22 protein-coding genes are annotated in these 26,280 nt (G+C 72.3%); 13 read left to right on the top strand and 9 right to left on the bottom strand.

The window, feature by feature from the left end; translation table 11 throughout:
* Positions 1–504 precede the first annotated feature (504 nt).
* Together EMA17_RS14295 and EMA17_RS14290 are read right to left on the bottom strand one after the other, a co-directional pair.
* Positions 505–1,392 (bottom strand): PadR family transcriptional regulator, encoded by an 888-nt coding sequence (locus EMA17_RS14295; RefSeq protein WP_126637369.1) that lies wholly within the window; start codon positions 1,390–1,392, stop codon positions 505–507.
* Positions 1,389–2,255, bottom strand: a complete 867-nt coding sequence (locus EMA17_RS14290) for a DUF4097 family beta strand repeat-containing protein (RefSeq protein ID WP_126637368.1) — start codon at positions 2,253–2,255, stop codon at positions 1,389–1,391. The genes EMA17_RS14295 and EMA17_RS14290 overlap by 4 nt, the downstream gene beginning before the upstream one ends.
* Positions 2,256–2,462: 207 nt before the next feature.
* On the opposite strand from EMA17_RS14290, the gene EMA17_RS14285 reads away from it, so the two are divergent.
* Entirely contained in the window at positions 2,463–3,350 is an 888-nt protein-coding gene (locus tag EMA17_RS14285; protein WP_160161405.1) for a DUF4184 family protein, read from the top strand.
* 3 nt (positions 3,351–3,353) lie between these two features.
* Here EMA17_RS14285 and EMA17_RS14280 read toward each other — a convergent pair whose 3' ends face one another.
* From EMA17_RS14280 to EMA17_RS14265, 4 genes are all read right to left on the bottom strand, one after another.
* Positions 3,354–3,536 (bottom strand): DUF6104 family protein, encoded by a 183-nt coding sequence (locus EMA17_RS14280; protein ID WP_078979233.1) that lies wholly within the window; start codon positions 3,534–3,536, stop codon positions 3,354–3,356.
* A 111-nt stretch (positions 3,537–3,647) separates the two neighbouring features.
* Positions 3,648–7,466 carry a multifunctional oxoglutarate decarboxylase/oxoglutarate dehydrogenase thiamine pyrophosphate-binding subunit/dihydrolipoyllysine-residue succinyltransferase subunit gene (locus tag EMA17_RS14275; protein WP_246126653.1) on the bottom strand — a complete coding sequence of 1,273 codons (3,819 nt, stop codon included), beginning with the start codon at positions 7,464–7,466 and terminating at the stop codon, positions 3,648–3,650.
* A 239-nt stretch (positions 7,467–7,705) separates the two neighbouring features.
* Positions 7,706–8,815 (bottom strand): HAMP domain-containing sensor histidine kinase, encoded by a 1,110-nt coding sequence (locus tag EMA17_RS14270; RefSeq protein WP_126637365.1) that lies wholly within the window; start codon positions 8,813–8,815, stop codon positions 7,706–7,708.
* The gene (locus EMA17_RS14265) at positions 8,764–9,474 is read right to left on the bottom strand and encodes a response regulator transcription factor (protein ID WP_078975482.1); all 711 of its coding nucleotides are present in this window, start codon (positions 9,472–9,474) and stop codon (positions 8,764–8,766) included. Before EMA17_RS14265 ends, EMA17_RS14270 begins: the two co-directional genes overlap by 52 nt.
* A 306-nt stretch (positions 9,475–9,780) precedes the next feature.
* Here EMA17_RS14265 and EMA17_RS14260 point away from each other — a divergent pair, with 306 nt between their 5' ends.
* From EMA17_RS14260 to EMA17_RS14220, 9 genes are all read left to right on the top strand, one after another.
* Entirely contained in the window at positions 9,781–10,680 is a 900-nt protein-coding gene (locus EMA17_RS14260) for a phosphatase PAP2 family protein (protein ID WP_126637364.1), read from the top strand.
* A gap of 102 nt (positions 10,681–10,782) precedes the next feature.
* Positions 10,783–12,321 (top strand): MFS transporter, encoded by a 1,539-nt coding sequence (locus EMA17_RS14255; RefSeq protein ID WP_126637363.1) that lies wholly within the window; start codon positions 10,783–10,785, stop codon positions 12,319–12,321.
* Positions 12,322–12,384: 63 nt separating this feature from the next.
* Positions 12,385–13,203, top strand: coding sequence for an enoyl-CoA hydratase/isomerase family protein (locus tag EMA17_RS14250; protein WP_126637592.1), 819 nt, complete (start codon positions 12,385–12,387; stop codon positions 13,201–13,203).
* 146 nt (positions 13,204–13,349) lie between these two features.
* Positions 13,350–14,549 (top strand): PucR family transcriptional regulator, encoded by a 1,200-nt coding sequence (locus EMA17_RS14245; protein ID WP_126637362.1) that lies wholly within the window; start codon positions 13,350–13,352, stop codon positions 14,547–14,549.
* 175 nt (positions 14,550–14,724) lie between these two features.
* Entirely contained in the window at positions 14,725–15,534 is an 810-nt protein-coding gene (locus EMA17_RS14240; RefSeq protein WP_126637361.1) for an ABC transporter ATP-binding protein, read from the top strand.
* Complete coding sequence (locus EMA17_RS55340; protein WP_126637360.1) at positions 15,531–16,397, top strand: ABC transporter ATP-binding protein; 867 nt, start codon at positions 15,531–15,533, stop codon at positions 16,395–16,397. The genes EMA17_RS14240 and EMA17_RS55340 overlap by 4 nt, the downstream gene beginning before the upstream one ends.
* Positions 16,394–17,284, top strand: coding sequence for a branched-chain amino acid ABC transporter permease (locus EMA17_RS14230; RefSeq protein WP_126637359.1), 891 nt, complete (start codon positions 16,394–16,396; stop codon positions 17,282–17,284). The genes EMA17_RS55340 and EMA17_RS14230 overlap by 4 nt, the downstream gene beginning before the upstream one ends.
* Positions 17,285–17,321: 37 nt before the next feature.
* The gene (locus EMA17_RS14225) at positions 17,322–18,494 is read left to right on the top strand and encodes a branched-chain amino acid ABC transporter permease (protein ID WP_371863003.1); all 1,173 of its coding nucleotides are present in this window, start codon (positions 17,322–17,324) and stop codon (positions 18,492–18,494) included.
* 4 nt (positions 18,495–18,498) lie between these two features.
* Complete coding sequence (locus EMA17_RS14220; RefSeq protein ID WP_170222164.1) at positions 18,499–19,761, top strand: ABC transporter substrate-binding protein; 1,263 nt, start codon at positions 18,499–18,501, stop codon at positions 19,759–19,761.
* 26 nt (positions 19,762–19,787) lie between these two features.
* Here the strand turns inward: EMA17_RS14220 and EMA17_RS14215 are convergent, their stop codons facing one another.
* Entirely contained in the window at positions 19,788–20,360 is a 573-nt protein-coding gene (locus tag EMA17_RS14215) for a hypothetical protein (RefSeq protein WP_160161403.1), read from the bottom strand.
* Positions 20,361–20,487: 127 nt separating this feature from the next.
* Between EMA17_RS14215 and EMA17_RS51730 the strand changes: the two genes are divergently transcribed.
* From EMA17_RS51730 to EMA17_RS14200, 3 genes are all read left to right on the top strand, one after another.
* Positions 20,488–20,946, top strand: a complete 459-nt coding sequence (locus tag EMA17_RS51730) for a MarR family winged helix-turn-helix transcriptional regulator (RefSeq protein WP_160161402.1) — start codon at positions 20,488–20,490, stop codon at positions 20,944–20,946.
* A 75-nt stretch (positions 20,947–21,021) separates the two neighbouring features.
* Positions 21,022–22,314, top strand: a complete 1,293-nt coding sequence (locus EMA17_RS14205) for an acyl-CoA dehydrogenase family protein (RefSeq protein ID WP_126637355.1) — start codon at positions 21,022–21,024, stop codon at positions 22,312–22,314.
* Complete coding sequence (locus tag EMA17_RS14200; protein ID WP_126637354.1) at positions 22,311–23,411, top strand: phosphotransferase family protein; 1,101 nt, start codon at positions 22,311–22,313, stop codon at positions 23,409–23,411. The genes EMA17_RS14205 and EMA17_RS14200 overlap by 4 nt, the downstream gene beginning before the upstream one ends.
* Positions 23,412–23,638: 227 nt before the next feature.
* Here EMA17_RS14200 and EMA17_RS14195 read toward each other — a convergent pair whose 3' ends face one another.
* Both EMA17_RS14195 and EMA17_RS14190 read right to left on the bottom strand, forming a co-directional pair.
* On the bottom strand, positions 23,639–24,895 hold the full coding sequence (locus tag EMA17_RS14195) for an ABC transporter substrate-binding protein (RefSeq protein ID WP_160161401.1): 1,257 nt from the start codon (positions 24,893–24,895) through the stop codon (positions 23,639–23,641).
* Positions 24,892–26,274 carry a GlnX family signal transduction membrane protein gene (locus tag EMA17_RS14190; protein ID WP_126637352.1) on the bottom strand — a complete coding sequence of 461 codons (1,383 nt, stop codon included), beginning with the start codon at positions 26,272–26,274 and terminating at the stop codon, positions 24,892–24,894. The genes EMA17_RS14195 and EMA17_RS14190 overlap by 4 nt, the downstream gene beginning before the upstream one ends.
* Positions 26,275–26,280: the final 6 nt, after the last annotated feature.

Here is a 26,280-nt window from a genome sequence, read left to right as displayed (position 1 = left end):
TCGCGTGGGCGGCCCGGCTCGTGGGCGCTGACGCGCCGAAGCGGGGTGCGACCCGCCGGCCGAGATCGGAATCCGGCCACCCCTCGGCCGCGTAGCGGACGGGCGGCTCCTTCTCGCGCTGCCACCTCGCGATGCCGGCCGCCCACCCACCACCCTCTGGCCGCGTAGCGGACGTGCGTCCAGGTGCGTAGCGCCGCCGTCACCGCGGTCGCGGAGCGGACGTGCGGCCCTCCTGGCGGTGCTGCCTCGCGATGCCGGCCGCCCACCCGTCACCCTTCGGCCGCGTAGCGGACGTGCGTCCAGGTGCGTAGCGCCGCCGTCACCGCGGTCGCGGAGCGGACGTGCGGCGCTCCTCGCGCCGCCACCTCACGACGCCGGCCGCCCACCCACCACCCTTCGGCCGCGTAGCGGACGTGCATCCAGGTGCAGCAGCGCGCTGGCGGCAGCGTCCGCGCCGCCGCACCGCCAGCGCATCGCCACCGCCACCGCACCCCACCCCCACCCCTACCGCGGTCGAGACCCGGAATCTCCGTGGTCCTCGTCACGTCCCCCGGAAGGAGGGGGCTGCTGGGCGAAGACGGATTTGAGGTCGTTGATCGCGGTCTTGACGATGTCGCGGGCCTGGGTGAGTTGGTCCTGGGTTACGCCGGCTCGGTGGGCCCAGGGGGAGACCTCCTCGCGGATGGAGTCGATGATCGATTCCAGGTCGAGGGACTCCGGGGTGCGGGCCGGGCGGTCGGTTTCCTTGGACCAGGCGTCCTTGGCTCGGGCGCGGGCCGAGGTGGGTTCCGGGTCGCCGCCGAAGCGGCGGCGGAGTTCGCGTTCCAGGTCGAACAGGCCGGGCTTGGCGGCCAGGTCGACCAGGTTGTGGGCCAGGCCCTCGGCGAGGTCGGCCATGCGCCGGGAGAACATCGGCTCCCAGGACCGGCGGCCGGCGGCCTTGTGGTCGGACCAGTCGTCGGTGTCCGGGCGCTCCTCCTCCTCGACGGCCGGGCGCGGGGTCCCGCGGACCTCGCGGGCCGCGCGGCCCAGTTCCTCCCGCAGGCTTTGCGCCGACGTGCGCACCTCGTCCCGGATCTCCCGGGCGCGCTCGTACACCGACTCGCGGATCTGTGCCTCCAACTGGGTCAACTCCTCCTGGCGGGCCGCCAGTTCGGTGCGGCCGGCGTCGGTGATCCGGTAGACCTTCCGGCCGCCCTCCACGTCGTGCTCGACCAGGCCCTCCTGCTCCAGCTTGGCCAGGCGCGGGTAGACGGTGCCCGCGGAGGGCGAGTAGAGGCCCAGGAAGCGGTCGTGGAGCAGGCGGATGACCTCGTAGCCGTGCCGGGGGCTCTCGTCGAGCAGCTTGAGCAGGTAGAGGCGTAGCCGGCCGTGGCCGAAGACGGGGTTCATGCGCTCACCTTTCCCTCCGGCGCGCGGCGCAGCAGCGTCACGTCGCCCGATACCGAGTTGATCCGCAGCCGCCCCGAGCCCTCGCCGATCTTGCCCGTCACGTGGCTGGCGCCGAATTTGGCGTTCGTGGTCAGCTCGTCGAAGACCGAGTCGACGGAGCCGGCCGCGGTGCGCACATCCACGCGCATGTCGCCGCGGTGCGGCAGGCGCACGGTCAACTCGCCGGATACCGTGGTCAGTTGCACGTGGCTGCGGCCGACCTCGTCCAGGTCCAGGGTCATCGACCCGGAGACCGAGTTGGCCCGCACCCGGCCGCCGGTGCCCTCGATCACGGTGAGCGAGCCGGCCACCGTGACCACCCCGAGGTCGCCGGCCAGCGACTCGGCGTCGACCGAACCGGAGATCGTGTTCGCGTCGACCGTGCCGGTCAGCCCGACCAGGGTCAGGTCGCCGCCGACGCTGCGCACCGTGGTGGTGCCGTGCATCCCGGACACGGTCGCGTGCGCGGACACCACGCCGATCTCGACCGTGCAGTCCCACGGCACGGCCAGCGAGACCTCGGCGTGCCGCCGGCCGAGCGCGCGCCCGTCGGCCATGAACGCGCGCAGGTCGGAGCGTTTGCCGGCGCTCTGGAGCCGGTCCATCAGGTGCTTGGCCGTCAGGTCCGGGTAGGAGACGACGAGTTCGCCGCTCACCTCGTCGTGGGTCACCTCCAGCGGCGGACCCTCGACGGCGTGCACCTCCAGGCGCGGCGGACCGTCGGTGCCCACGACGTCGACCAACCCGCCGATGGTGCGCACCCGCAGCACCCGCACGGTGTCGAGCGTGAGGTCTTGCGGTCCCTCGATCATCCATCGGGACATGGACCCTCCCCTTGGGGTCGGTGTGCCGGATGCGATATGTCGCCGGACGCGATATATCGCGAAGCTCTGCCACTCACGATATATCGCGTGTGCCGGAGGTCAAGGGAACCATCCGGTCTGCTTCCGGCGTTTTTGGATGCCGACGGACCTTGCCCGCCGCGCGGCCCGTACGCGCGGGGGCCCGCATCGCACCCGGGGGCGCCACGCATGCCATTCACGCTCAGCCACATCGCCGCGGTGCTGCCGCTGCAGGGGGCGACCCGCACCGGCACCACGGTCGGCGCCGGGGCAGGTCGACACGGCCCGCTGATCGCCTCCGCGCTCGCCTTCGGCGCGATGGCCCCGGACGTGATCCTGTTCGTGAACCTGGACTTCCTGCCGATGCGCGCCGACCGGCGGGCCACCCACGAGCTGTGGCCCGGGGTGCTGGGCCTGAACATCGCGCTCACCGCGCTGCTCGTGCTCGCGTTCCACCTGCTCGCGCGGCCGCTGCTCGTGCTGCTCCCGGATCGGATCCGGGGGGCGCTGGAGGAGCCGCTGCGCCCGCGCGTGCCGAGCCGGCTGTACGTCGCCGCGCGGGCCCGACGGCCGTTCCTGCGGGAAATGCTCGTGGTGTGCGCGTGGTTCGTGGTCTCCGCCGCCCTGGGCGGCCTCTCACACCTCGCCTGGGACGCCTGGACGCACCACGACGACCCCGGGGTGGCACACGTACTGCCCGAGCTGCGCCGGGAGTTCCTGGGCCTGCGGCCGGGCTACGTGCTGCTCCAGCACATCAGCACCGTGGTCGGACTCGTCGCCTGCTCGGTGTGGACGTGGCGCTGGATCGGCCGACTGCCGCAACGCCCCGTCACGGGCCTGCGCATGCCCGTGGCGGGGCGCTGGGCGGTGCTGGGCGCCCTGGTGCTCGTCGGCGCGATCGGGGCGGCCAGGGCGCTGCTGCCGTTCCCCGACGGGCGGGTGCCGGCCTTCGAGGTGCTCGGCTTCGACGCCGCGACCGGATTCGGCCGCGGCCTCGCCGTCGGAATGGTGTGCTACGCCCTCGGCTGGGCCGTGTGGCACACCCGCGCCCTGCGCCGCGCCGACGCCGGGACCTGAGCGCTACTCGTCGTCGTCCTCGTCGTCCAGCCGCGCCAGCCAGGTCGCCAGCCGCTCGACGGGCGTCTCGAACTCGGGGTTGAGGTCCACGAACGTGCGCAGCTGCTCGGCGAGCCAGGCCAGGGACACCTCCTCCTCGCCGCGCCGCTTCTCCAGCTCCTCGATGCCACGGTCCGTGAAGTACATGCTCTCCGACTCCGGTATGTGTGTGGGATCCACCGCCGAACGCGGCTCCGCCCCGGCGCGCATCGTACGTGCGCCGGGGCGGAGCCGGTGAATCGACCTGCGAGCCGTGGATCAGCTCATCGCTTCCTCGACCAGACCCTGCTGCTCGGCCTCGTGCCGCTTGGCCGAACCGACCGCCGGCGACGAGGACGACGGACGCGCGATCCGCCGCGGCGCCGGGAGGCCGTACTCGACCAGGTTGAGCGCGATGAACGGCCACGCGCCCTGGTTGGTCGGCTCCTCCTGGGCCCAGACCAGTTCCAGGTCCTTGCCGTAGCGGTCGAGGCCGTAGCGCTCCAACTCGGCCTTGAGCTCGGCCACCGGCAGCGGGTAGAGCCGCTCCACGCGGACCAGCGCGACGTCGTCGCGGCCCGCCTTGGCCCGGCCCGCGGCCAGGTCGTAGTGGAACTTGCCGGAGGACATGACCACGCGCTTGACCTTGGCCGGGTCCACCGTGGTGTCCCCGATCACCGGCCGGAACTGCCCGGTGGTGAACTCCTCGATCTTCGACGCGGCGGCCTTCAGCCGCAGCATCGACTTCGGGGTGAACACCACGAGCGGCTTGTGGTGCGGGTTGAGCGCCTGCCAGCGCAACAGGTGGAAGTAGTTGCTCGGCAGGGTCGGCGCGGCCACCGTCATGTTGTTCTGCGCGCACATCTGCAGGTAGCGCTCGATGCGCGCGGACGAGTGGTCCGGGCCCTGGCCCTCGTAGCCGTGCGGAAGCAGCAGGACCACACCGGAGTGCTGGTGCCACTTCTGCTCGGCGGAGGAGATGAACTCGTCCATGATCGACTGCGCGCCGTTGGCGAAGTCGCCGAACTGCGCCTCCCACAACACCAGCGACTGCGGCCGGGCCAGCGAGTAGCCGTACTCGAAGCCCATCGCGGCGAACTCGCTGAGCAGCGAGTCGTACACGGTGAACTTGGCCTGGTCCTCGGACAGGTGCGCGAGCGGGGTGTACTCGGCGCCCGAGGTGCGGTCCACCAAGACCGAGTGCCGCTGGCCGAAGGTGCCGCGCCGACTGTCCTGACCGGCGAGGCGCACCGGGCGACCCTCCATCAGGAGCGAACCGAACGCCAGCGTCTCGCCCATCGCCCAGTCGATCGTGCCGTCCTCGACCATCGCCGCCCGACGCTGCAACTGCGGCTGCAGGCGCGGGTGTACGGCGAAGTCCTCGGGCAGCGAGACCTGCGACTCGACGATCCGCTTGACCGTCTCGTGCGCGATGCCGGTCGGGTCGATCCGCGGGAAGGCGATGTCGGCCGCGGGGGCGGCCGGGGCCGCCTGCGGGGCCTGCGGCGCGGTGGCCTGCCGGACCTCGGAGAAGACCTTCTCCAGCTGGTCCTGGTAGTCCTTGAGCGCCTGCTCGGCCTCCTCCACCGTGATGTCGCCACGACCGATCAGGGCCTCGGTGTAGAGCTTGCGCACCGAACGCTTCTTGTCGATCAGGTCGTACATCAGCGGCTGGGTGAACGACGGGTTGTCGGCCTCGTTGTGACCCCGGCGCCGGTAGCAGATGAGGTCGATCACCACGTCCTTGTGGAACGTCTGCCGGTACTCGAACGCGAGTTGCGCGATCCGCACGCACTGCTCGGGGTCGTCACCGTTGACGTGGAAGATCGGCGCCTCGATCATCCGCGCGACGTCGGTCGCGTAGATGGACGAGCGGGACGCGGCCGGGGAGGCGGTGAAGCCGACCTGGTTGTTGATCACCACGTGGATCGTGCCGCCGGTGCGGTAGCCGCGCAGCTGCGACATGTTGAGCGTCTCGGCGACCACGCCCTGACCCGCGAACGCGGCGTCGCCGTGCAGCAGGAGCGGCAGGACCGGGAAGTCGGCGCCCTCCATGTCGATGATGTCCTGCTTGGCGCGCACGACGCCCTCCAGGACCGGGTCGACCGCCTCCAGGTGCGAGGGGTTCGCCACCAGGGAGACCTTGACCTGGGCGCCGTCCTCGGAGGAGAACGTGCCCTCGGCGCCGAGGTGGTACTTCACGTCGCCCGAACCGTGCATCGACTTGGGGTCGATGTTGCCCTCGAACTCGCGGAAGACCTGCGCGTAGGACTTGCCGACGATGTTGGTCAGCACGTTCAGCCGGCCGCGGTGCGCCATGCCGATCGCGACCTCGTCCAGACCGTCCTCGGCCGCCGCCGAGATGATCGCGTCGAGCAGCGGGATGGTGGTCTCGCCGCCCTCCAGGGAGAAGCGCTTCTGGCCGACGTACTTGGTGGCCAGGAAGGTCTCGAACGCCTCCGCCGCGTTCAGCCGGCGCAGGATGCGCAGCTGGTCCTCGCGGTCCGGCTTGGCGTGCGGCACCTCCACCCGCTCCTGGATCCAGCGGCGCTGGTCCGGGTCCTGGATGTGCATGTATTCGATGCCGACGGTGCGGCAGTAGGTGTCCCGCAGCACGCCCAGCACGTCGCGCAGCGTCATCAGCGACTGCCCCGCGAAGCCGCCGACCGCGAACTCGCGCTCCAGGTCCCACAACGTCAGCCCGTGCTCGACCACGTCGAGGTCCGGGTGCCGGCGCTGCTTGTATTCCAGCGGGTCGGTGTCGGCCATCAGGTGACCGCGGACCCGGTAGGAGTGGATCAGTTCCTGCACACGTGCCGTCTTGTTGACGTCGTCCTCGTGTGTCGCGGAGATGTCCTGCACCCAGCGCACGGGTTCGTACGGGATGCGCAGCGAACGGAAGATCTCCTCGAAGAAGCAGTCCTCGCCGAGCAGCAGCTGGTTCATCCGACGCAGGAACTCGCCCGACTGGGCGCCCTGGATGATGCGGTGGTCGTAGGTGCTGGTCAGCGTGAGTGTCTTGCTGACCGCGAGACGGGAGAGGGTGTCCGCGGACGCCCCCGCGAACTCCGCCGGGTAGTCCATCGCGCCCACGCCGACGATCGTGCCCTGACCGGGCATCAGGCGCGGCACCGAGTGCACGGTGCCGATGCCGCCCGGGTTGGTCAGCGAGATCGTCACCCCGGCGAAGTCGTCCACCGTGAGCTTGTTCGACCGGGCCCGCCGGACGATGTCCTCGTACGCCTGCCAGAAGGCGAAGAAGTCCATCTCGTCGGCCTTCTTGATGGCCGCCACCACGAGCTGGCGGTCACCGTTGGCCTTCGTCAGGTCGATCGCGAGACCGAGGTTGACGTGGGCCGGCTTGACCAGGAACGGCTTGCCGTCACGCTCCTCGTACGCGTGGTTCATCGACGGCATCGACTTCGCCGCCTGGACCAGCGCGTAGCCGATGAGGTGGGTGAACGAGACCTTGCCGCCGCGAGCACGCTTGAGGTGGTTGTTGATCACGATCCGGTTGTCGATCAACAGCTTGGCCGGTACGGCCCGCACGCTGGTCGCGGTGGGAATCGTGAGCGACGAGTCCATGTTGATCGCGACACGTGCCGCCGGGCCCTTGAGCTGGACGGCCTCGGGGGACGCGGCGGGCGGCTTCGGCGCGGCGGGCGCCTTGGCGGCCGGCGGCTTGGCCGGCGCCGCGGGGGCGGCCGTCACGGGCGCGGGCGGGGCCGGAGTGCCGGCCGGGATCGGCGTCGGCGACGGGGCCGCGTCCTGTACACCGGTCGTCATCATCGGGTGGCTCGGGGCCGGGGCCGGAGTCGTCGTCCCCGCCGCGGTCGACGAAATCGTCGCCGACACCGGGGGTTGCGCCGTACTCGGCGCGGGGATGCTTCCAGAGTTGTTCGTGGTACCGCTCACTGGTGTGGGGCCGCTCGGGCTTACCACGGTGGCTTGCCCGGCGGACGTCGACGGCGTCGACGGCTCGCTGGGCTTGTAATCGGCGAAGAAGTCCCACCAAGCACGATCCACCGAGTTGGGATCTTGCAAATATTGCTGGTAAATCTCGTCGACGAGCCACTCGTTGGGGCCGAAGCTGGCCATCGGGTTGCTAGGGGACTGTGACGACACGGCGGCAACCGCCCTCTTCCGCTTCCTGGGGTGGTGGACAGCGGGAAACAAGGCTACGCCCTTTGACCGGTGTCGCGCAGGCCCCTCGGCCTCCGCGTCGCGTAGATCACAAACGGTTGACTGTTTAGTCGCGTTTGTTGCTTCCCGCCGTATTGGTGGTCACGGAACGTCATGTCGGGATCGTCCCGTGCAGTAAGTGGCCGATCACCCGATTACGTCGGGTCACCGGGCAGGAGCACTCGGATTCGGCACCCATGGCTCGATTCGGCTACGGAAATATCACCCCCATGCAGATCCACGGCCCAGCGGGCGATCGCGAGCCCGAGTCCGGTTCCCCCGTCGGTGGACGAACTTCCGCCGCCACGGGTGAAACGTTCGAAGACCCGGCCGCGCTCGGCGGACGGAATTCCCGGACCCTCGTCCAGGACTTCCAGGCGCAGGCTGCCGATGCCGTCGTCGCGTCGTGCGTGCAGACTCACCGTGCCACCGAACGGGCTGTGCCGGCAGGCGTTGGCCACCAGATTGGTAACAACCTGATGCAGCCGCTCGGGGTCGGCCCGTGCGGTCAGCTCCGCCGGCTGTACGTCGACCTCGAAGCGAACGTCGCCGCCCAGGGCCCCGGTCTCCTGGGTGAGCGCGACCAGGAAGGGCCGTACGGCGAATTCGCGCGCCTGCAGCGGCACCGCCCCCGAATCCAGTCGGGAAAGGTCGAGAAGTTGTGACACGAGTCGGCCCAGTCGCGCGGTCTGGGTGAGCGCGAGGCCCAGCGTGTCGGGATCGGGTTTCTGCACGCCGTCGACGAGGTTCTCCAGCACGGCGTGCAGGGCGGAGATGGGCGTGCGCAACTCGTGCGAGACGTTGGCGACCAACTCGCGGCGGTGTCGGTCCACCGCCTCCAGGTCGGCCGCCATGTGGTTGAACGCGCCGGCGAGGCGGCCCACCTCGTCGCGCGAGGTGGCGCGCACCCGGCGCGAGTAGTCGCCGCGCGCCATCGCCTGCGCGGCGGCGGTCATTTCGCGCAGCGGCGAGGTCATCCCGTGCGCGAGCACGAGGGTGACCGCCAGGCAGGCCAGCGAGGTGAACACGAGCATGTACCGAAACCGCACCTCGGCCCGCAGCCCCAGGATGATCAGCAGCGTCGAGACGAAGACGGACGCGATCACCAGCACGCCCAGCTTGGCCTTGATCGAGCGCAGTCGATCCAGCGGCCGCAGGTTGCCGCGGCCGAGCCGCAGTCGGCGCGGCCGCGAAGGGCGGAGGTCGGCGGTGTTCAGGACGGTGCCTCCAGCGCGTAGCCCACACCGTGGACGGTGCGGATCCACTCGGCGCCGAGTTTACGGCGCAACGCCTTCACATGGCTGTCCACTGTGCGCGTCCCGGACGCGTCCACCCAGTCCCACACCTCGGCCAGCAACTGCTCGCGCGAGAGCACCGCGCGCGGTCGCGAGGCGAGGCAGACCAGCAGGTCGAACTCGGTCGGGGTCAGGTGCACCTCGTCGACGCCGAGCCGGACCCGGCGCTGGGTGCGGTCGATCCGCAACACGCCCAACTGGAGCGCGGCCTCGGGGGATACCGCCCGGGCCGCCGCCTCGGCCCGCTCCAGTCGGCGCAGCAGCACGTGCACCCGGGCCACCAGTTCGCGCATCGAGAACGGTTTGGTCATGTAGTCGTCGGCGCCCACCGCCAGGCCGACGAGCAGATCGGTCTCGTCGTCACGTGCGGTGAGCATGAGCACCGGCAGCCCCGGGTGCAGCGCCTGGAGCCGACGACACACCTCCAGCCCGTCGAGGCCGGGCAACATCACGTCGAGCACGACCAGATCCGGGCGGGTGCCGGCGGCCGTGGTCAGCGCCGAGGGGCCGTCGGGCGCGGTGATCGCCCCGAAGCCCTCCGCCCGGAGCCGGGCGGCCACCGCGTCGGCGATCATGGGCTCGTCCTCGACCACGAGTACGAGCCGTTTTTCCCCCGTCGCGTCGGTCATACCCGCAGCCTACGTACCGTCGGCGGGCGGCGTGCGCGAGTTGGCCAGGCTCGCCCGAACCGGGGAGGCCCCCTACGACGTCCAGAGGAGAACGGGCCGGGACATGGGACCGAGGTACCCCTTGCGAGCCGGCCCCGATTGGTACTTCAGGGGGAGGATCCGTCTAACCTGGTCCGTCTACCCTGGCTGAAGCGTTGCCGCCGGACAACGCACCCCTCGATCCGCCGCGCGGATCCGGGGAGTGGTCCACGACCCGGGTGGTGACGGATCCGATCGAATCGGCCGACCGACGGCTCAACCGACAGCATGGGGGACGTGGTGAAGGGCAACGTCACGGAGGATCCCTCCCACGAGGTCGAGGGGCGCGAGCAGTCGCCGCCGACCACGCAGGCGGGGTCGGTGACGAAGGCCGGCGGGGCGGCGAGCGCGCCGGACCGGGCGGCCGCGGCCAAGGCCCGCAGGATGCGCACGATCAAGGACGCGGGTCGCGAGCTGCTTCTGGTCGCGCTGCTGTTCGGGGTGTACAAGCTCGGTCGCGGGCTGGCCTCGGGCGAGACGTCCACCGCCTTCTCGAACGCGAAGCAGCTGCTGACCATGCAGCAGGACCTGCGGCTGCCGGACGAGGCGTCCATCCAGCACTGGTTCATGCAGTCGCACGCGGCCATCACGTTCTGCAACAAGTACTACGCCTACGTGCACTTCCCGGCGACCGTCGGGTTCCTGCTGTGGTTGTGGATCCGCCATCGCGAGCACTACAAGTGGGTGCGCAACATCCTGGCGATGATGACCGGTGCCGCGCTGATCATCCACATCCTGGTGCCGCTGGCGCCGCCGCGGAAGATGCCGGGCTTCACCGACACGGGGATGGACGCGGGCGACTCGCCGTACGCCGGCGCCGGTGCCAAGATCGCCAACCAGTTCGCCGCGATGCCGTCGCTGCACGTGGGCTGGGCGGTGGTGGTCGCGCTCGGAGTGGCCTCGGTCTGGCGCGCGGCCGGCACCGGTCGCAAGGTCGCGAGCTGGGCGATGTGGCTGCATCCGGCGATCACGCTGCTCGTGGTGGTGGTGACCGCGAACCACTACTGGATGGACGCCGTGGTCGCCGTGCTGCTGATGATCTTCGCGATGGCGGTACTGCCCGGGCCGGATCGTGAGTTGCGGCGCGGAACGCCGCGCGGGATCCCGGCGCCGCGGATAGCGCGCTAGTTCGTACCGTCCGCGGGTGCCGGGTCGGGGATCGATCGCCCGTTCGGCCCAGGGCCCGCGCGTGGCGGCTTTCGGCGGACCCCCGAGGGGCATGATGCTCGGGTGTCCGTCTCCCTCCCCTCCGGGGGCATCCGCGCCAAGACTCCCGCCGGTCGGTGGGTGCTGCTCGCCACCGTGCTCGGTTCCGGCATGGCGATGCTCGACTCGACCGTCGTCAACGTGGCGCTGCCGAGCATCGGACGGTCCTTCGACACCTCGCTCGCGGCGTTGCAGTGGACGGTCAACGCGTACACCCTCACCCTGGCCGGGCTGATCCTGCTCGGCGGCGCGCTCGGCGACCGCTACGGGCGGCGCCGGGTGTTCGTGATCGGGGTGGCCTGGTTCGCGCTGGCCTCGCTGCTGTGCGGGATCGCGCCGAACGTGGAGACGCTGATCGCCGCCCGCGCGCTCCAGGGCATCGGCGGCGCGCTGCTGACCCCCGGCTCGCTGGCGATCATCCAGGCCACGTTCCACGCCGACGACCGGGCCCGGGCGGTGGGCACCTGGTCGGGGCTCGGCGGCGTCGCGAGCGCGATCGGGCCGTTTCTGGGCGGTTGGCTGGTGGACGCGGTCAGTTGGCGGTGGGTCTTCCTGATCAATCTGCCGTTGGCGGTGGTGACCATCGTGGTGGCGCTGCGCAGCGTCCCGGAGACCTTCGACCCGAAGCCGCGCGGGCGGTTCGACGTGACCGGCGCGGCGCTCGCCGCGCTGGCCCTGGCCGGGGTGACGTGGGCCCTGGTGGAGGCGCAGACCAACCCGACCTCGGCGGCGCTCGCGGCCGCGGCCGGGGTGGTGGCGGGGGTGGCGTTCGTCCTCGTGGAGAAGCGCACGCGCGAGCCCATGCTGCCGCTGGACATCTTCCGGATCCGGCTGTTCACCTCGGTCAACGTGGTGACGCTGTTCGTCTACGGCGCGCTGGGCGCGTTCATGCTGCTCCTGGTGCTCGAATTGCAGACGGTGGCGGGCTACTCGGCGCAGGAGGCCGGTCTGGCGCTGTTGCCGGTGACCGTGGTGATGTTGTTCCTGTCCGCCCGGTCGGGGGATCTGGCCCGGCGGATCGGGCCGCGGTGGCAGTTGTCCGTGGGGCCGCTGGTGTGCGCGGGCGGGTTGCTGACGCTGCTGCGGGTCGGTCCGCACTCGTCCTATGCCACCGACGTGCTGCCCGGGGTGGTGGTGTTCGGTCTGGGCCTGGCGATCCTGGTCGCGCCGCTGACCGCGACCGTGCTGGCCTCGGTGGACGTGGGTCGGGCGGGCATCGCGAGCGGGGTCAACAACGCGGCGGCCCGGGCGGCGGGGTTGCTCGCGGTGGCCGGTCTGCCGGCGCTGGTCGGGTTGTCCGGTGACGGCTATCGGGACCCGGGCGTGGTGGACACCGGCTTCGACCGCGCGTTGTGGATCTGCGCCGCGTTGCTGGTGGTCGGCTCGGCGGTGGCCTGGTTCACCGTGCCGAGCGGGGCGCTGGCCGCGACCGAGCCGGATGTCCCGGGCGAGCGCGCCGCGCCGTGCGCGCGGATCGGCTGCGACATGGCGGGGCCGCCGCTGGATCCGGGGCACGAGCGCACGCGGGGGGGCGTGACCGGGCGGGATCGGTCGGCACCGTAGCGTGGCCTCGCGATGTGGGTCGGCGACGTGGGTCGGCGTGGGAGAGGCGGCGGGATGGGCACCATGGACACCGGGGTCGACGGGCTCGTGGTCGAGGCGGAGGGGCCGATCGCCACGCTGCGGATCGATCGCCCGCACGCGCGCGGGGCGCTGACCGCGGCGATGTGGGCGGCGCTGCCGGGCACCCTGGCCGCGCTCGCGGCCGATCCCGAGGTGAGCGTGCTGGTGCTGACCGGCAGCGGCGGGGTGTTCTCGGCGGGCGCCGACATCCGCGAGCTGCGGGGGCACTACGCCACGGCCGAGGCGGCGGACGCCTACCACGCGCTGAACTCGGCCGCCGAGCGGGCGCTGGCCGGCTTCGGGAAGCCGACGATCGCCTTCGTCCAGGGCCCGTGCGTGGGCGGCGGATGCCAGCTCGCCGCCGCCTGCGACCTGCGCTTCGCGGACACCACGGCCCGGTTCGGGGTGACGCCCGCCAAGCTCGGCATCGTCTACGACGCGGGGTCGACCGCGCGGCTGGCCCGGCTGGTGGGCGTGTCCACGGCCAAGTACCTGTTGTTCTCCGCCGAGCTGATCGACGCGGCGCACGCGCTGCGGGTGGGCCTGGTGGACGGGGTGTTCGGGCCGGAGGAGGCGGAGAAGAGCGTGTACGACTTCGCCCGGACGATCGCCTCGCGCTCGCAGCTGACGGTACGCGCCGCCAAGGACCTGTTGGCGATGGACCTTTCCGGCGTGCCGGGCGCCGATCCGGGCGTCGACGGCGACCCGGTCGAGGCCTGGCGCGAGCGGTGGGAGCGGGAGTCGCGCGGCTCGGCCGACGTCCGTGAGGGGTTGGCCGCCTTCACCGAGCGCCGCGCGCCGCGCTTCGCCTGGAACGGCTGAGGCCCGGCCTTCGGCCGAAACGGCCGAGCCTTCGGGCACCGGCACATCACAGCTCGGCGGCGGCCCGTTCGTCCCCTGCCTGCCGGGTGTCCCGATCTGCCACTGTTGCCCCGGACGGCGTCCTTGACCTTGTGGGGTGGGGTTCCATGGTCGATGCGGAGGGGTCCGACGGGCCGAAACACAGCGCGCTGCTACGACGGGCGGCACGGGCCCTGCCGGGGCGGTTGCCGGAGCTGACCGATCGGCTCGTGGCCGAGTTGCAGGAGCTCGAACCCGCCTATGTGGCGGGCGGTGTCCCGCCGGACGAGTTGTGGCAGAGCACGCACGAGGCACTGCGGGTCGCGGTCGGCGCGCTCGCGGTCTGGCCGCGCGAACTGGAGGGCAGCCGCTGGGCGTCGGGGCGACTGGCCCGGCGGCGGGCCGAGCAGGGGGTGCCGCTGGAGGCGCTGCTGCACGCCTACCGGCTCGGCGGGGTGATGTTGTGGCAGACGCTCGTCGAGGTCGCGGCGGAGCAGGAGCCGGACGAGGTACGGCTGCTGGTGCACGTGGCCACCGATGTGTGGAACTTCGTCGACCGGCACGCGAGCGCGATCGCCGACGAGTATCGGCGGGTCCAGACGGAGCTGACCAACCGTCACGACGAGCGGGTGCACGCCCTGTTGGACACGCTCCTGGACGGCCGGGCGCCGGAGGCGGATCTCGCCGCCGCGGCCGGGGTGTTGGATCTGCCCGAGCGGGGCCGCTACGCCGTGGTCGCGGTGCGCCATCCGCTGCCCGGCACCGGCGTGCACGACGCGCCCCGGCGGGCCGCGCCGAACGGGGTGCGGGTGGTCTGGCGGGCGCGCGCGGAGGGGGAGTTCGCGGTGGTCCTGCTCGGTACCTCCGGGTTGGACGAGATTGCCGAAACGTTCGGCCCGGTGGCGGGGTCGCGGATCGGGATCAGCCCGATCGTGGACGGGTTGGTCGCGCTGGGCCGGGCCCGGCGGCTCGCCGAGATCGCGCTGCGCACGTGTACCGCCGACGGCGAATGCGCGCGCCTGGACGAGCGGTTGCCCGCCGCCCTGGTGGCCTCGCAGCCCGATCTGGCGCGGGATCTGGCGGCCCGGGTGCTCGGGCCGATCCTGGCCCTGGACGTGGTGGATCGGGACCTGCTGCTGGGCACCTTCGGGGCCTGGCTCGACTCGGGCGGCTCGGCGGTGCGCGCGGGCCGGCGGTTGTTCTGCCATCGCAACACGGTGCTCAACCGGCTGCGTCGGATGGAGCAGCTGACCGGGCGCGAACTGGGCCTGCCGCGCGACCTGGTGGAGTTGGCGTTGGCCCTGGACGCGCATCGACTGAGCGCCTGAGCGGGGCGGGCCCGGACGGGTTCGGGGCACCGTGTGCGGCGCGGTGCGGGCTGTGCCGCTGCACAAGGCGTACGCCGCCGCGTTGGTCGGCTGCCCCGACCTCGCGGGCGGATCTGGACTCCGTGCACCCCCCGTGCTGTGATCGCGGTCACTCCAACAGCGGGGGAGGGGTGCGATGGAACCGGGAGCGCTCCTCGTGGAGGGCCTGGAGGTCGTCTACGGCCGGTCCGTCCGGGCCCTGCGCGGCGTCTCCCTCGACGTGCCCGGCAACGGCGTGGTGGCCGTGCTCGGCGCGAACGGGGCGGGCAAGAGCACCCTTCTGCGGGCCGTATCGGGCACGCTGTCCCTGCATCGGGGCACGATCGCCGGCGGCTCGATCCGCTACGACGGGGCCCGGCTCGGCGGCCGCGACCCGGCCGCGATCGTCCGCGCCGGGGTGGTGCAGGTCCCGGAGGGGCGGCGGGTGTTCGCCCATCTCACGGTGGCCGAGAACCTGCGCGCCGGCACCCTGGGCCGGCGCGGGCGGGCGGCGGGGATCCGCGCCGAACACGACCGGGTGCTCGACCTGTTCCCGGTCCTCGCCGAGCGGCGCGAGCAGCGTGCCGGCCTGCTCTCCGGCGGCGAACAGCAGATGTTGGCGATCGGTCGGGCGCTGATGGCCGCGCCGCGCCTGCTGCTGCTGGACGAGCCCTCGCTCGGCCTCGCGCCGCGCATGGTGGGTCGGATCGCGGGGGTGATCCGGGAGATCGCCGCCCGGGGTACGGCCGTGCTGCTGGTCGAGCAGAACGCGACGATCGCCCTCGACCTGGCCGAGAAGGCGTACGTGCTCGACGTCGGCGAGGTGCGGCTGGCCGGTGCCTCGGCCGATCTGGCCCGCACCGACGAGGTGCGCCGGTTGTACCTGGGCGAGCCGGTCGAATCGGAGGGCACGCCCGCGCCGGTGCGGACCGCCCCGCGCCGGGCGCTCGGACGGTGGACCGGATGAGCGGCGCGGCGGCATCGGACGTGCCCGAGCTGACGCTGCGCGCGGTCACCGTACGCTTCGCCGGCCTGCTCGCGCTGGACGCGGTCGGCTTCACCGTCGCGCCGGGCACCATCCACGCGGTCATCGGCCCGAACGGCGCGGGCAAGTCGACCTGCTTCAACGTGCTTTCCGGCGTGTACCGGGCCGAGCGCGGCAGCGTGCGGCTCGGCGCGCACGACCTGACCCGGCTGCCCCCGCATCGGATCGCCGGCCTCGGACTGGCCCGTACGTTCCAGAACATCGTGCTCACCCGGGGCACCGTCGCGGACAATCTGATGCTCGGCCGGCACGTCCTGACCCGCTCCGGCTTCGCGGCCACCGCGCTGCGTCTGCCGAGGGTGGTCCGCGAGCAGCGCCGGCATCGCGAACGGGCCCGGGAGATCGCCGAGTTCATGCACCTGGGCGCGGTCTTCGACACGCCCGTCGCGCTGCTGCCGTACGGCATGCGCAAGCGGGTGGAGATGGCCCGCGCGTTGTGCATGGAACCCAGGGTGTTGCTGCTCGACGAACCGGTGGCCGGGATGAACGCCGAGGAGCGGGCGCGGACCTCGGACGCGATCGCCTCGATCCGGGCCTCGCTCGGCATCTCGATCGTGCTGGTCGAGCACGACATGGGGCTGGTGATGCGGATCGCCGACGCGGTGACCGTGCTCGACTTCGGCCGGCGGATCGCGAGCGGTACACCGGCCGAGGTGCGGCGCGACCCCGCGGTGATCCGCGCCTACCTCGGCACTGGGGACGAGGGCGACGAGGGCGAAGCGGGCGGGCGGCACGACCCGAGCGGCCACGGCGACCGGAGCGAGAGTCACGAGGAGTCCCGATGACCAAACTCGCCGAGATCGTCCTCAACGGCCTCGCGCTCGGATCGGTCTACGCGCTGATCGCGCTCGGCTTCGTGGTGATCTTCAAGGCGTCGGGCGTGATCAACTTCGCGCACGCGTCGCTGCTGCTGCTCGGCGGGTTCACCGTGGCCAAGCTGCACGACGACCTCGGCTTCACCCTCGCGCTGCTGGTGGCGGTGGTGGTGACGGCCGCGGTGGCGGGCCTGGTCGAGATGGTGTTCATCCGCGGCCTGGGACGCACCGAGGTGCACACCCTGACCATCCTCACCATCGGCGTGGACATCCTGCTGACCACCGAACTCACCCGCCGGATCGGCTCCGACGTGCTGAGCCTGGGCGATCCGTGGCGGGCGGGTGTGCGGGACTGGAACGGCGTGCACATCGCCGACGCCCGGATCGCCTGCGTCGTGGTGGCCGTGGTGCTGATCGGCACGTTCTTCGCGGCGTTCCGCTTCACCGCCTGGGGTCTGTCGATGCGCGCGGCGGCCGAGGACCGGGAGGCGGCGGCGCTGATGGGGGTGCGGCTCGGGCGGGTGCAGTTGATCGCCTGGTGCGTGGCGGGCGCGCTGGCCGCGGTCGCGGCGGTGTTCCTGGCCGCGTTCCCGTCCGCGGGCCTGGACCGGTCCACCGGGCAGATCGCGCTCGCCGCGTTCCCGGCGGCGATCCTGGGCGGCATGGACTCGGCCGCCGGGGCCCTGCTCGGCAGCCTGCTGGTGGGGCTCACCTCGGCGCTGACGGCGGGCTACCAGAGCGATCTGAGCTGGCTCGGCGCCAACCTCGGCGATGTCGCCCCCTACGTCGTGATGTTGCTCGTGTTGATCTGGCGGCCGACCGGCCTGCTCGGCTCGAGGGAGCGTGCCCGTGTCTGACCGCCCGTCCGCGCCGGTGAGCCGGGCCGCAGAATCGATTCCGGTCCGGCACGCCGCGCCGGCCCGGCCGGGGCCGCGCCGGTGGGCGGGGCCCGGCGCGGTGGTCGTGGTCGTCGGCGTACTGCTCGTGCTGCCGTTCTACGTGACCGCGTTCTGGTTGCAGACCGGCCTGTTCGCGATGGCCGCCGCGATCGGCGCGATCGGGCTCAACCTGCTGTCCGGCACCACCGGCCAACTCTCCCTCGGGCACGCCTTCTTCCTGGCCTTCGGCGCCTACGGCTACGTGTGGCTCGCGGGCGACTCGGGTCGGGTGGGGGTGCGCCGGCTGAGCGGCGCGGGCCTGCCGCCGCTGCTCGCGCTGGTCCTCGCGGTGCTGCTGACCGGTGTGGTCGGCGGTCTGTTCAGTCCGATCTCCGGGCGCCTGCGCGGGATGTACCTCGGCGTCGCCACGCTGGCCCTGGTGTTCATCGGACACCACGTCATGCTCAACGCGGCGTCGGTGACCGGCGGCTTCAACGGGCGTTCGGTGCCCTCGATGGGGGTCGGCGACCTCACCCTCACCGACGGCCGGCCGGACGGCCTGGAGGTGCTCGGCATCCCGTTCGGTCGGCTCGAACGGTTGTGGTACTTCGCGCTGATCCTGGTCCTGGTCGCCGCGCTGACCGCGCGCAACCTGTTGCGCGGGCGGCCCGGACGGGCGCTGGGCGCGGTACGGGACAGCGAGATCGCGGCTGCCGTGATGGGGGTCGCGCCGGCCCGGTACCGCTCCGCCGCGTTCGTGGTGTCGTCGATGTACGCGGGTCTCGCGGGCGCGCTGATCGCGCTGATCTTCAACCGGGTGGTGCCGGACTACTTCGGCCTCGCGCTGTCCATCGACTACCTCGCGATGATCGTGATCGGCGGCCTCGGTTCGGTCACCGGCGCCGTGGTGGGCGCGGCGTTCGTGACGATGTTGCCGCAGGTGCTGAGCAAGTACGCGGACACGCTGCCGCTCGTGGTGGCGCCCGGCAGCCCGGAGTCGGGGGTGGGACCGGGCGAGGCCGCGCGCTACCTGTACGGCGCGGCGATCGTGCTGGTCCTGCTGTTCGCCCCGGGCGGCCTGGTCGGCCTGCTGCGCGGTCGACCGGGCGGCGGCCCCGGCGGACGCGGCCAAGGACTCGGACGACTCGGACGTACCCAGGGCTCCATCCGTATCGGCTCCAAGGAGTAGCACCGTGAGGCTTCGGAATGGCGTGCGCGTGGGGGCGGCGCTCGCGGCGCTCGTGCTGGCGGCGACGGCGTGCAGCACCAAGGGCGACGACGACGAGAAGGACAAGCGGTCGGGTGGGGTGAAGTCCGGCCCCGGGGTCACCGATACGACGATCACGCTCGGCGCGCTGACCGATCTGTCCGGCCCGTACGCGCCGTTGGGCAAGAGCATCGTCAACGCCCAGCAGTTGTACGTGGACGAGATCAACGCGCAGGGCGGGATCTGCGGACGCAAGCTGGCGATCACCGTGCGCGACCACGGCTACGACGTGCAGAAGGCGGTGGCCGCCTACACCGAGATCAAGGGTGGCGTGGCGGGCTTCCCGCAGGTGATCGGCTCGGCCGTGGTCACCGCGTTGCAGGACAGCCTGAAGCAGGACCGGATCCTGACCTTCCCGCAGGCCTGGCCGGCGACCCTGCTGAACCGGCCGGAGATCCAGATCGTCGGCACCACCTACGACATCGACATGATCAACGGGATGGACTTCCTGGCCCAGGCGGCGCAGCTCAAGTCCGGGGACAAGGTCGGGCACGTCTACTTCGAGGGCGAATACGGCGAGAACGCGCTCGCGGGGGCGAAGTTCGCGGCCGGGAAGCTCGGCGCGCAGATCGTCGAGCAGAAGATCAAGGCCACCGACACCGACCTCACCGCGCAGATCGCCGCCCTGCGCGGCGCGGGTGTCAAGGCGATCCTGATCAGCGCCGGGCCGACGCAGACCGCGACCCTGGTCGGCTTCGGCGCGGTCGCCGGGCTGCGGGTGCCGGTGCTCACCAGCGCGCCGGGCTTCCACCCGCAGGTGATGGCGAGCGCCGCGGCCGGGGCGCTGGAGCAACTGCTGTACGTGGTGAGCGCGGCGCCGGCGATCGGCGCGGACATCCCGGCGGTGAAGAAGCTCGCCGCCGACTACAAGGCCAAGTATCCGGACGGGACCCTGGACCAGGGGGTGATCTCCGGGTACAACGCGATGAAGATCTTCGGCGAGGACCTGAAGGCGGCCTGCGCGGCGAAGGACCTGTCGCACGCCGGGATCATCGCCGCGCACCGGCAGCAGAAGCAGATGGACACCGGCCTCGGCACGCCCGAGGACTTCTCCGACGTGACCAGGCCGGCCACCTACAAGTCGTACATCCTCAAGCCGAGCAAGGCCGCGCCGGGCAACCTGGTGGTGGCCAAGGACGCCTACGAGGTGCCGGCGGCGCGGGAGTACCGGCTGCCCGCCGCGGGGTAGCGGGTCGCCCGGGGCTCGCACCCGCCCTATCGCGTGGTCGGCGCGGGTGTGCCGAAGGTCAGGGTGATCCCGGCCGGCGGTCGGTCGGTGCCGTCGGCGGCCAGGGAGGCGCCGCTGAGGCTGTACAGCCGGGCGGAGCCGACGCCGGCGTAGGCGGCGATGCCCGGACGGGCCCGGGCGGCGGCCAACGGGCCGTCGGGGCCGGTCATCCGGCTGCTCGGGCCCCGGTCGTGGTGCAGGTGGACCACGCCGGGGCCGAGCACCAGGTATTGCAACTCGCGTGCCAGCAACCGACAGGCGACCACCGAGGCGGCCGGGGTGGCCTCGTGTCCGAGATCGCAGCGGGCACCGTGCAGCGCCGCGGTCTCGGCGATCGTGTCGGCCAGACAGTCGGCGATGCCGCGCTCCGGCCGATCGGTCAACCGGGCGAGCAGGTGCACCCCCAGCCGCCGCAGGAACCACCCCATGCCGTGCCCGCACCCGCCCACCGGCTCGGTCGACACGGCGGCCACCACGACCCCGGCCTCGGGTGTGGCGAGCGCGAACGCGCGGTCTGCGGAATCGTTTTTCGGGCCTTCGACGACCACCTCGGCATGCACGAAGATCAGTCTTGGGGACGAACGTCGGTGGGGACAGGGGTACGGGGTCGATTGGCTCGAAGGAGTGGGCGGCGGGCGGCCGCCGGCCGGCGACCGCGAAGCCCGCCGGCCCCCGTACCCTGACGCCATGACCGACGAGGCGAGCCGACGCAGGATCAACGAGGCGATCAGCTCGGTCCGCAGGCTGATGAGCAGTCGGCGGCTGGACGCGCTGCACATGGAGCGGTCCGGAGTGCCGTTGAGTCTGGTCGCGATCGGCGTGTTGCATCGCATCATCGACTTCGGGCCGATCCGGCCGACGGAGTTGGCGGAGCGGGCCGACATCCAACCGGCCGCGTTGAGTCGGCAGATCCGCATCCTCGAGGAGGGCGGCTACACGGTTCGGGTCACCGCTCCCGAGGACGGTCGGGTGGCGCTCCTGGAGGCGACCGCGCGCGGGCACGAGGCGTACCGGCTGTTCGTGGCCGCCAACGACGCGATGTTGGCGCGGCAGTTGTCCGAGTGGTCGGCGCGGGAGCTGAACGACCTGGCCGATCGTATGCAGCGGTTGGTGGCCGATCTGCGCGGGCCGCTGGACGAGGAGTGAGCGGTGCGGCCGCGGGCGTTCGGTGTCGCCATCAAGATGATTGACTCTGTTAATTAACAGAGTTAACGTCCCGTCATGGCATGGGATTTCAGTACCGATCCGGAGGTCGCCGCCGAACTGGCGTGGATCCGGCGGATGGTGGTCGACGAGATCGAGCCGCTCGACCTGGTGAAACACCGGATGAGCGCGGACAACTGGCGCGCCGCCACCGAGCCGCTGAGGCGGGCGGTCAAGGATCGGGGGCTCTGGGCCGCGCACCTGGACCCGGCCCTGGGCGGCGGCGGGTTCGGCCAGGTCCGGCTCGCGTTGATGCACGAGATCCTGGGGCGCACCCCGTCCGCGCCGGCCGTCTTCGGCAATCAGGCGCCCGACTCGGGCAACAGCGAACTGCTCGCCGTGGGCGCGTCGAAGGCGCAGAAGGAGCGCTGGTTGTGGCCGCTTCTGGACGGCCGGCTGACCAGTTCGTTCTCGTTGACCGAACCACACACGGCCGGCTCCGATCCGACCGGGATCCGGACCCGGGCGGTGCGCGACGGCGCCGACTGGGTGATCGACGGGCACAAGTGGTTCGCCTCGAACGCGCGCCGGGCCGACTTCGTGCTGGTCTTCGCGGTCACCGATCCCGATGCCGAACGCCACCGGCGGGCCTCGATGTTCGTGGTCGAGCGGGGGACGCCCGGGATGCGCGTGGTGCGCGACGTGCACACCATGCACCACCCCTACGACGGCACCGCGACCCACCATCTCGGCGGCCACGCGGAACTGCTCTTCGAGGGTTGCCGGGTGCCGCACGAGAATCTGATCGGTGCGCCGGGGGACGCGTTCGTGCTGGCCCAGAAACGGCTGAACGGCGGTCGGATCCAGCACACGATGCGCTGGATCGGCCAGTGCCGGCGGGCCTTCGACATGCTCTGCGAGCGGGCGCTGTCCCGGCGTTCGCACGGCCGGCCGCTCGCCGAGCACCAACTGGTGCAGGCGATGGTGACCGAATCCGCGATCGACATCCGGGCGTTGCGGCTGATGACCCTCGAGGCCGCCTGGATCTGGGACCACCAGGGGCCGGGGGCGGCCCGGCAGGCGGTGTCGGAGGTCAAGTATCGGGGCGCGCGGATCCTGCACGACGTGGTCGATCGGGCGATCCAGGTGCACGGCGCGCTGGGCTACTCGGCCGATCTGCCGCTGGAGGAGATGTACCGGCTGGCCCGCAACTTCCGGCTGTCGGACGGCGCGGACGAGGTGCACGTGGCACAGGTGGCCAAACTCGCGCTGCGCGGCCGGCAGGCGGTCGAGGGGTGGCCGAGCGAGCACATCCCGACCCGTCGCGCGGCGGCCGAGGCGCGCTTCGCGACGTTGCTGGATCTGCCGTGAGCGCGCCGGGGGTGGTGGACGCGCGGGCGCTCGCCGACTGGGCGGGCGGGCGGGGTCTGCTCGCGCCAGGGGCGGAGGTGCGGGTCGAGGCGTTGGCGGGCGGGTCGTCCAATCCCACCTACCGGGTGCGCGGCGGCGGTGTCGACCTGGTGTTGCGTACGCCGCCTCGGCGCGGCGGGCTGCCCACCGCGCACGACATGGACCGGGAGTACCGGTTCCAGGCGGCGCTCGCGGGCGGCGCGGTCCCCGTCGCGCCGATGGTCGCGCTGTGTGCGGATCCGGCGGTGATCGGGGTGCCGTTCTACCTGATGGGCCGGCTGGACGGGGTGGTGTACGGCCGGGCCGAGTCGGTGCGGGGGTTGCCCGCGGACACGGCGGCGGCGGTCGGCGACGAACTGGCGCGCACCCTGGCCCGGTTGCACGCGGTGGATCCGGTGGCGGCGGGGCTCGGCGACTACGCGCGGCCCGAGCCGTATCCGGTGCGCCAGTTGCGGCGGTGGCGGCGGCAATGGGCGGCCTCCGCCGCGGGGCCGGTGCCGGCGGTCGAGGAGGTGTTGACCGCGCTGGCCGCCCGGGTGCCGGACGTGGGCCCGGACCGGATCGTGCACGGCGACTACAACCTGGCCAACGTGATGTACGAACGGGACCGCCCGGAGCGGGTGCTCGCGGTGCTCGACTGGGAGCTGGCCGCGCTCGGCCCGGCGGCGGCGGACGTCGGCCAACTGCTCGCCTACTGGGGGCCGGCGGGTCGGTTGTTGGCGGCCGGGCGGGGCGGGCACGCGCCGGACGCCAATCCGGGGTTGCCCACGACGGAGGGGTTGTTGGCCGCGTACCTCGCCGAGTGTGCCGTCGCGGGGCGCGGCGCCGGCGGGAGTACCGCCGCCGAGCGTGGTGCCGCCGGCGCCGACCACGTCGCCCGGGATGAGCTGAACATCCGTCATATCCCGTTCTGGGAAGCCTTCGCGGTGATCAAGCTCGCGATCGTGTGCGCGGGTGCGCTCGGTCGCGCCGCGGATCCGTCGGGTGAGCGTCGGGAGCGAATCGCATCCCTCGTGACCGGTTTGACGGCCATTGCCCGGGACACGCTGGAGGAGTGAGGTTCTGCCCTGGAACGAACCCCGAAAATCGGGGCAAATCCCTCGATGGTTGTGCGGAGAAAAGTAAAATTCTCAAGAACTTCGCCTCGGATACGCATGAGTAGCCGGTCGAGGGGCCAAGATTGCAGGTGTTCGCCAGGGAGCGTGGCGAACACTTCGAGACGAGGCGGGCCCGGCCGGGGCGGGCCCGCCGCGTCCCTCCCGGAACCGACCGATCTCCGACCCGATCAATACGCGGTGGCCTGCACCCGATCGAGGTCGTCGAGGATGCGGTCCAGCGCCGACGGATCCGACACGTAGGCCGACACCGCCCGTTGGAACGCGCTGCGCATCGTGGTGGGCATCAGGTCCGACCCGTCGAAGCGGATCGACCGCGCCCCCGACAGCGCGGTGCCGAGCCGCCTGGTCACCTCGTCCCGATAGGCGTTCGGCGGCACGTTGCGGTCCGGGGACAGCGCGGTGCCCGACTCGACCCACAACGACTGCGCCCGGGTGCCCGTCAGGTAGTTGAGCAGGTCTCGGGCCGCCTGGGTCGGGTGGAACATCGCCGCGACGTCGCCCGCGACCTCGCGCGTGGGAGGCGTGTCGAACCCGGGGAAGGCGAACGTGTCGTAGCCGGGGGTCGCGCCGGCCGGAGTGCGCGCCGCGTAGGTGCCGGCCACGAACGAGCCCTGATGATCGAACGCGCAACCGCCGCGGGCGTCGAGCACCTGCGCCGACTTGTCGAAGCCGGTCAGCAGGACGTTGATCGGCCCGCCCTGGACGGTGTCCTGGTTCAGCAACTCCCCCCAACTCTGCCAGGCCGACCTGATCTCCGTCGCCTGCCAGGACATCCGCCCGCGCACCCAGGCGTCGTAGATGTCCGGCCCGGAGCGGGCCAGCACCAGATCCTCGACCCAGTCGGTGCCGGGCCAGCCGGAAGTGGTGCTGGAGGCCAGCCCCATGCACCAGGGAGTCGTGCCCGCGGCCCGCAACTTGGCCGTGGTGGCCTTCAGTTGCGCCCATGTGGTGGGCACCGGTTCGTGGACCGAGTCGAGTTTGGCCCGGTTGTACCAGATCGTGCTCTTGAGCGCGGCCTTGAGCACCACCGCCATCTGCCGGCCGTTCACCTGCCCCGGTGCCAGCCACTCGGGCGCGTATCCCGGGTGCACCCCGTCCAGCGGCGCGAGTTTGTTCGTCTTGGCGTAGTGCAGCAGATCGCCCGGCGAACTGAGTACCGCGATCTCCGGCGGATCGCCCTCCTCCACCCGAGCGGCCACCACCGCCGCCACGTCCCGGGTTCCCTTGTAGCGCACGTCGATCCCGGTCTCCTGCTCGAACGGCGCCACCACGTTCTCGAAGGCCCGCTGCTCGGCGTCCTCCCACGTGCCCAGTACGTTCACGACCCGCGCCGGCGGCGCGGTGGTGCACGCCACCGGAGTCAGCGCCGCCCCGATCAGGAGCAGCGCGCCGAGGGCCGCTCGCGGCCCGCCGCCAGTGATCACCGAAGCCTCCCGTACTCGAATCGGCGCGCCAGGACCCCGGCCAGGGCGAGGGCCAGCACGGCCGCGCACACCACCGGGCCGCCCACGGTCAGCCCGCCGTCGTCGGCCGCCTCGGCCAGCGCCGCGTCGGCCTCCCGTCGGCCGGCGATCAGCGCGTCGGTCAACGCCGCCTCCGCGTCGTCCGCCGCGCCGGACATGTGCTCCGGGGACCGGTCGGTCACCATGGCCGCCCCGGCGCCGCCGTCCCGGGTGCCCCCGCGCGGCGCCTCGGCCCGGGCCCGCTCGCCCGCCTCGCGCAGCGCGCCGAGCGCGGTCAGCGCCCGCGCGCCCGCCGCCCGCAGCGGCACCGACCGGTCCTGGGCCAGCGCGGTGGCGATCAGGCCGCCGAACCTGGGGTCGGCGCCGGTACGCACCGCCTCGATGTCGCCCACCGACGGCAGCGGCTCGGCCAGGTCCCGCAGGGTGAGTCCGGCCTTGACGTCGCTCGTCCGCGCCACCCCGCCCGAGGCGAGGTCCAGGGCGGTGCTGCCGACCACCTCGTGGACCGCGGTACGCGCCTGCCACAGCGCGGACTGCCCGGTGACCCCGCGCCCGGCCGCCTCGGCCAGCCGGTCGTGGGTGCTCTGCGCGTGCAGCACGGTCCAGGCGATCAGCGCGGCCAGCGCGGCGGCGCCGAGCAGCAGCGGCGGGCTGGTGCGGCGGCGGAAGCGGCGGCGCAGGTATCCGTGCGCGAACAGCAGGAGCAGCACGGCCAGGAACGCGGTCGCGCCGAACGGGACCGCCACGTACGTACCGACCCACCAGGTCGAGCGGGCCGCCCGGATCTCCGCCAGGTCGGTCCGACGCTGGTCGTAGAGCCCGGTGACTATCGTCCGCCGCAGATCGGACGCGTAGAACACGTTGGCCAGGGACAGCGGCCCGTCGCCGCCGGTCTGGGCCAGGCCGACCATGATCGTGTACTCGACCATCAGCGCGTTGACCCCGGTCAACCGCGCGCGGGCGCCCGGGTCGTCGCGGTGCAGGTCGACGGCCACGGTGAGGTACTGGTTCGCCCGCTTGACCGCGTCCTGGTAGTCCTGCCCCGGACCGGTCAACGAGAACGCGCCCGACACCAGGCTCGTCGCCGTCGCCCGGTCGGCCTCGGTCAGCGCGGCGGCGGCCTGGTCGAGGGCCAGCGCCGCCGGGATCCGCCGGTCGCGCAACTCCGCCGTGGTCGCCCGGGAGCGGTCCGCTATCAGCACGGACAGCGTGCACACCGGGATCAGCGCGAGCACCAACAGCAGCGCCAGCGCGACCAATCGGCCGGGCGTGGAGGCGGGCAGCCGGGGCCGGACCCGCGACGGACGGTGTGCGATCGAGCCTGCTGCGGTGCTGGACATGGAACG

The sequence above is a fragment of the Embleya hyalina genome, assembly GCF_003967355.1.
Lineage (GTDB): Bacteria > Actinomycetota > Actinomycetes > Streptomycetales > Streptomycetaceae > Embleya > Embleya hyalina.
Note: the sequence above shows the minus strand (reverse complement) of the source record. Positions and strands in the feature narration are given on the sequence as shown.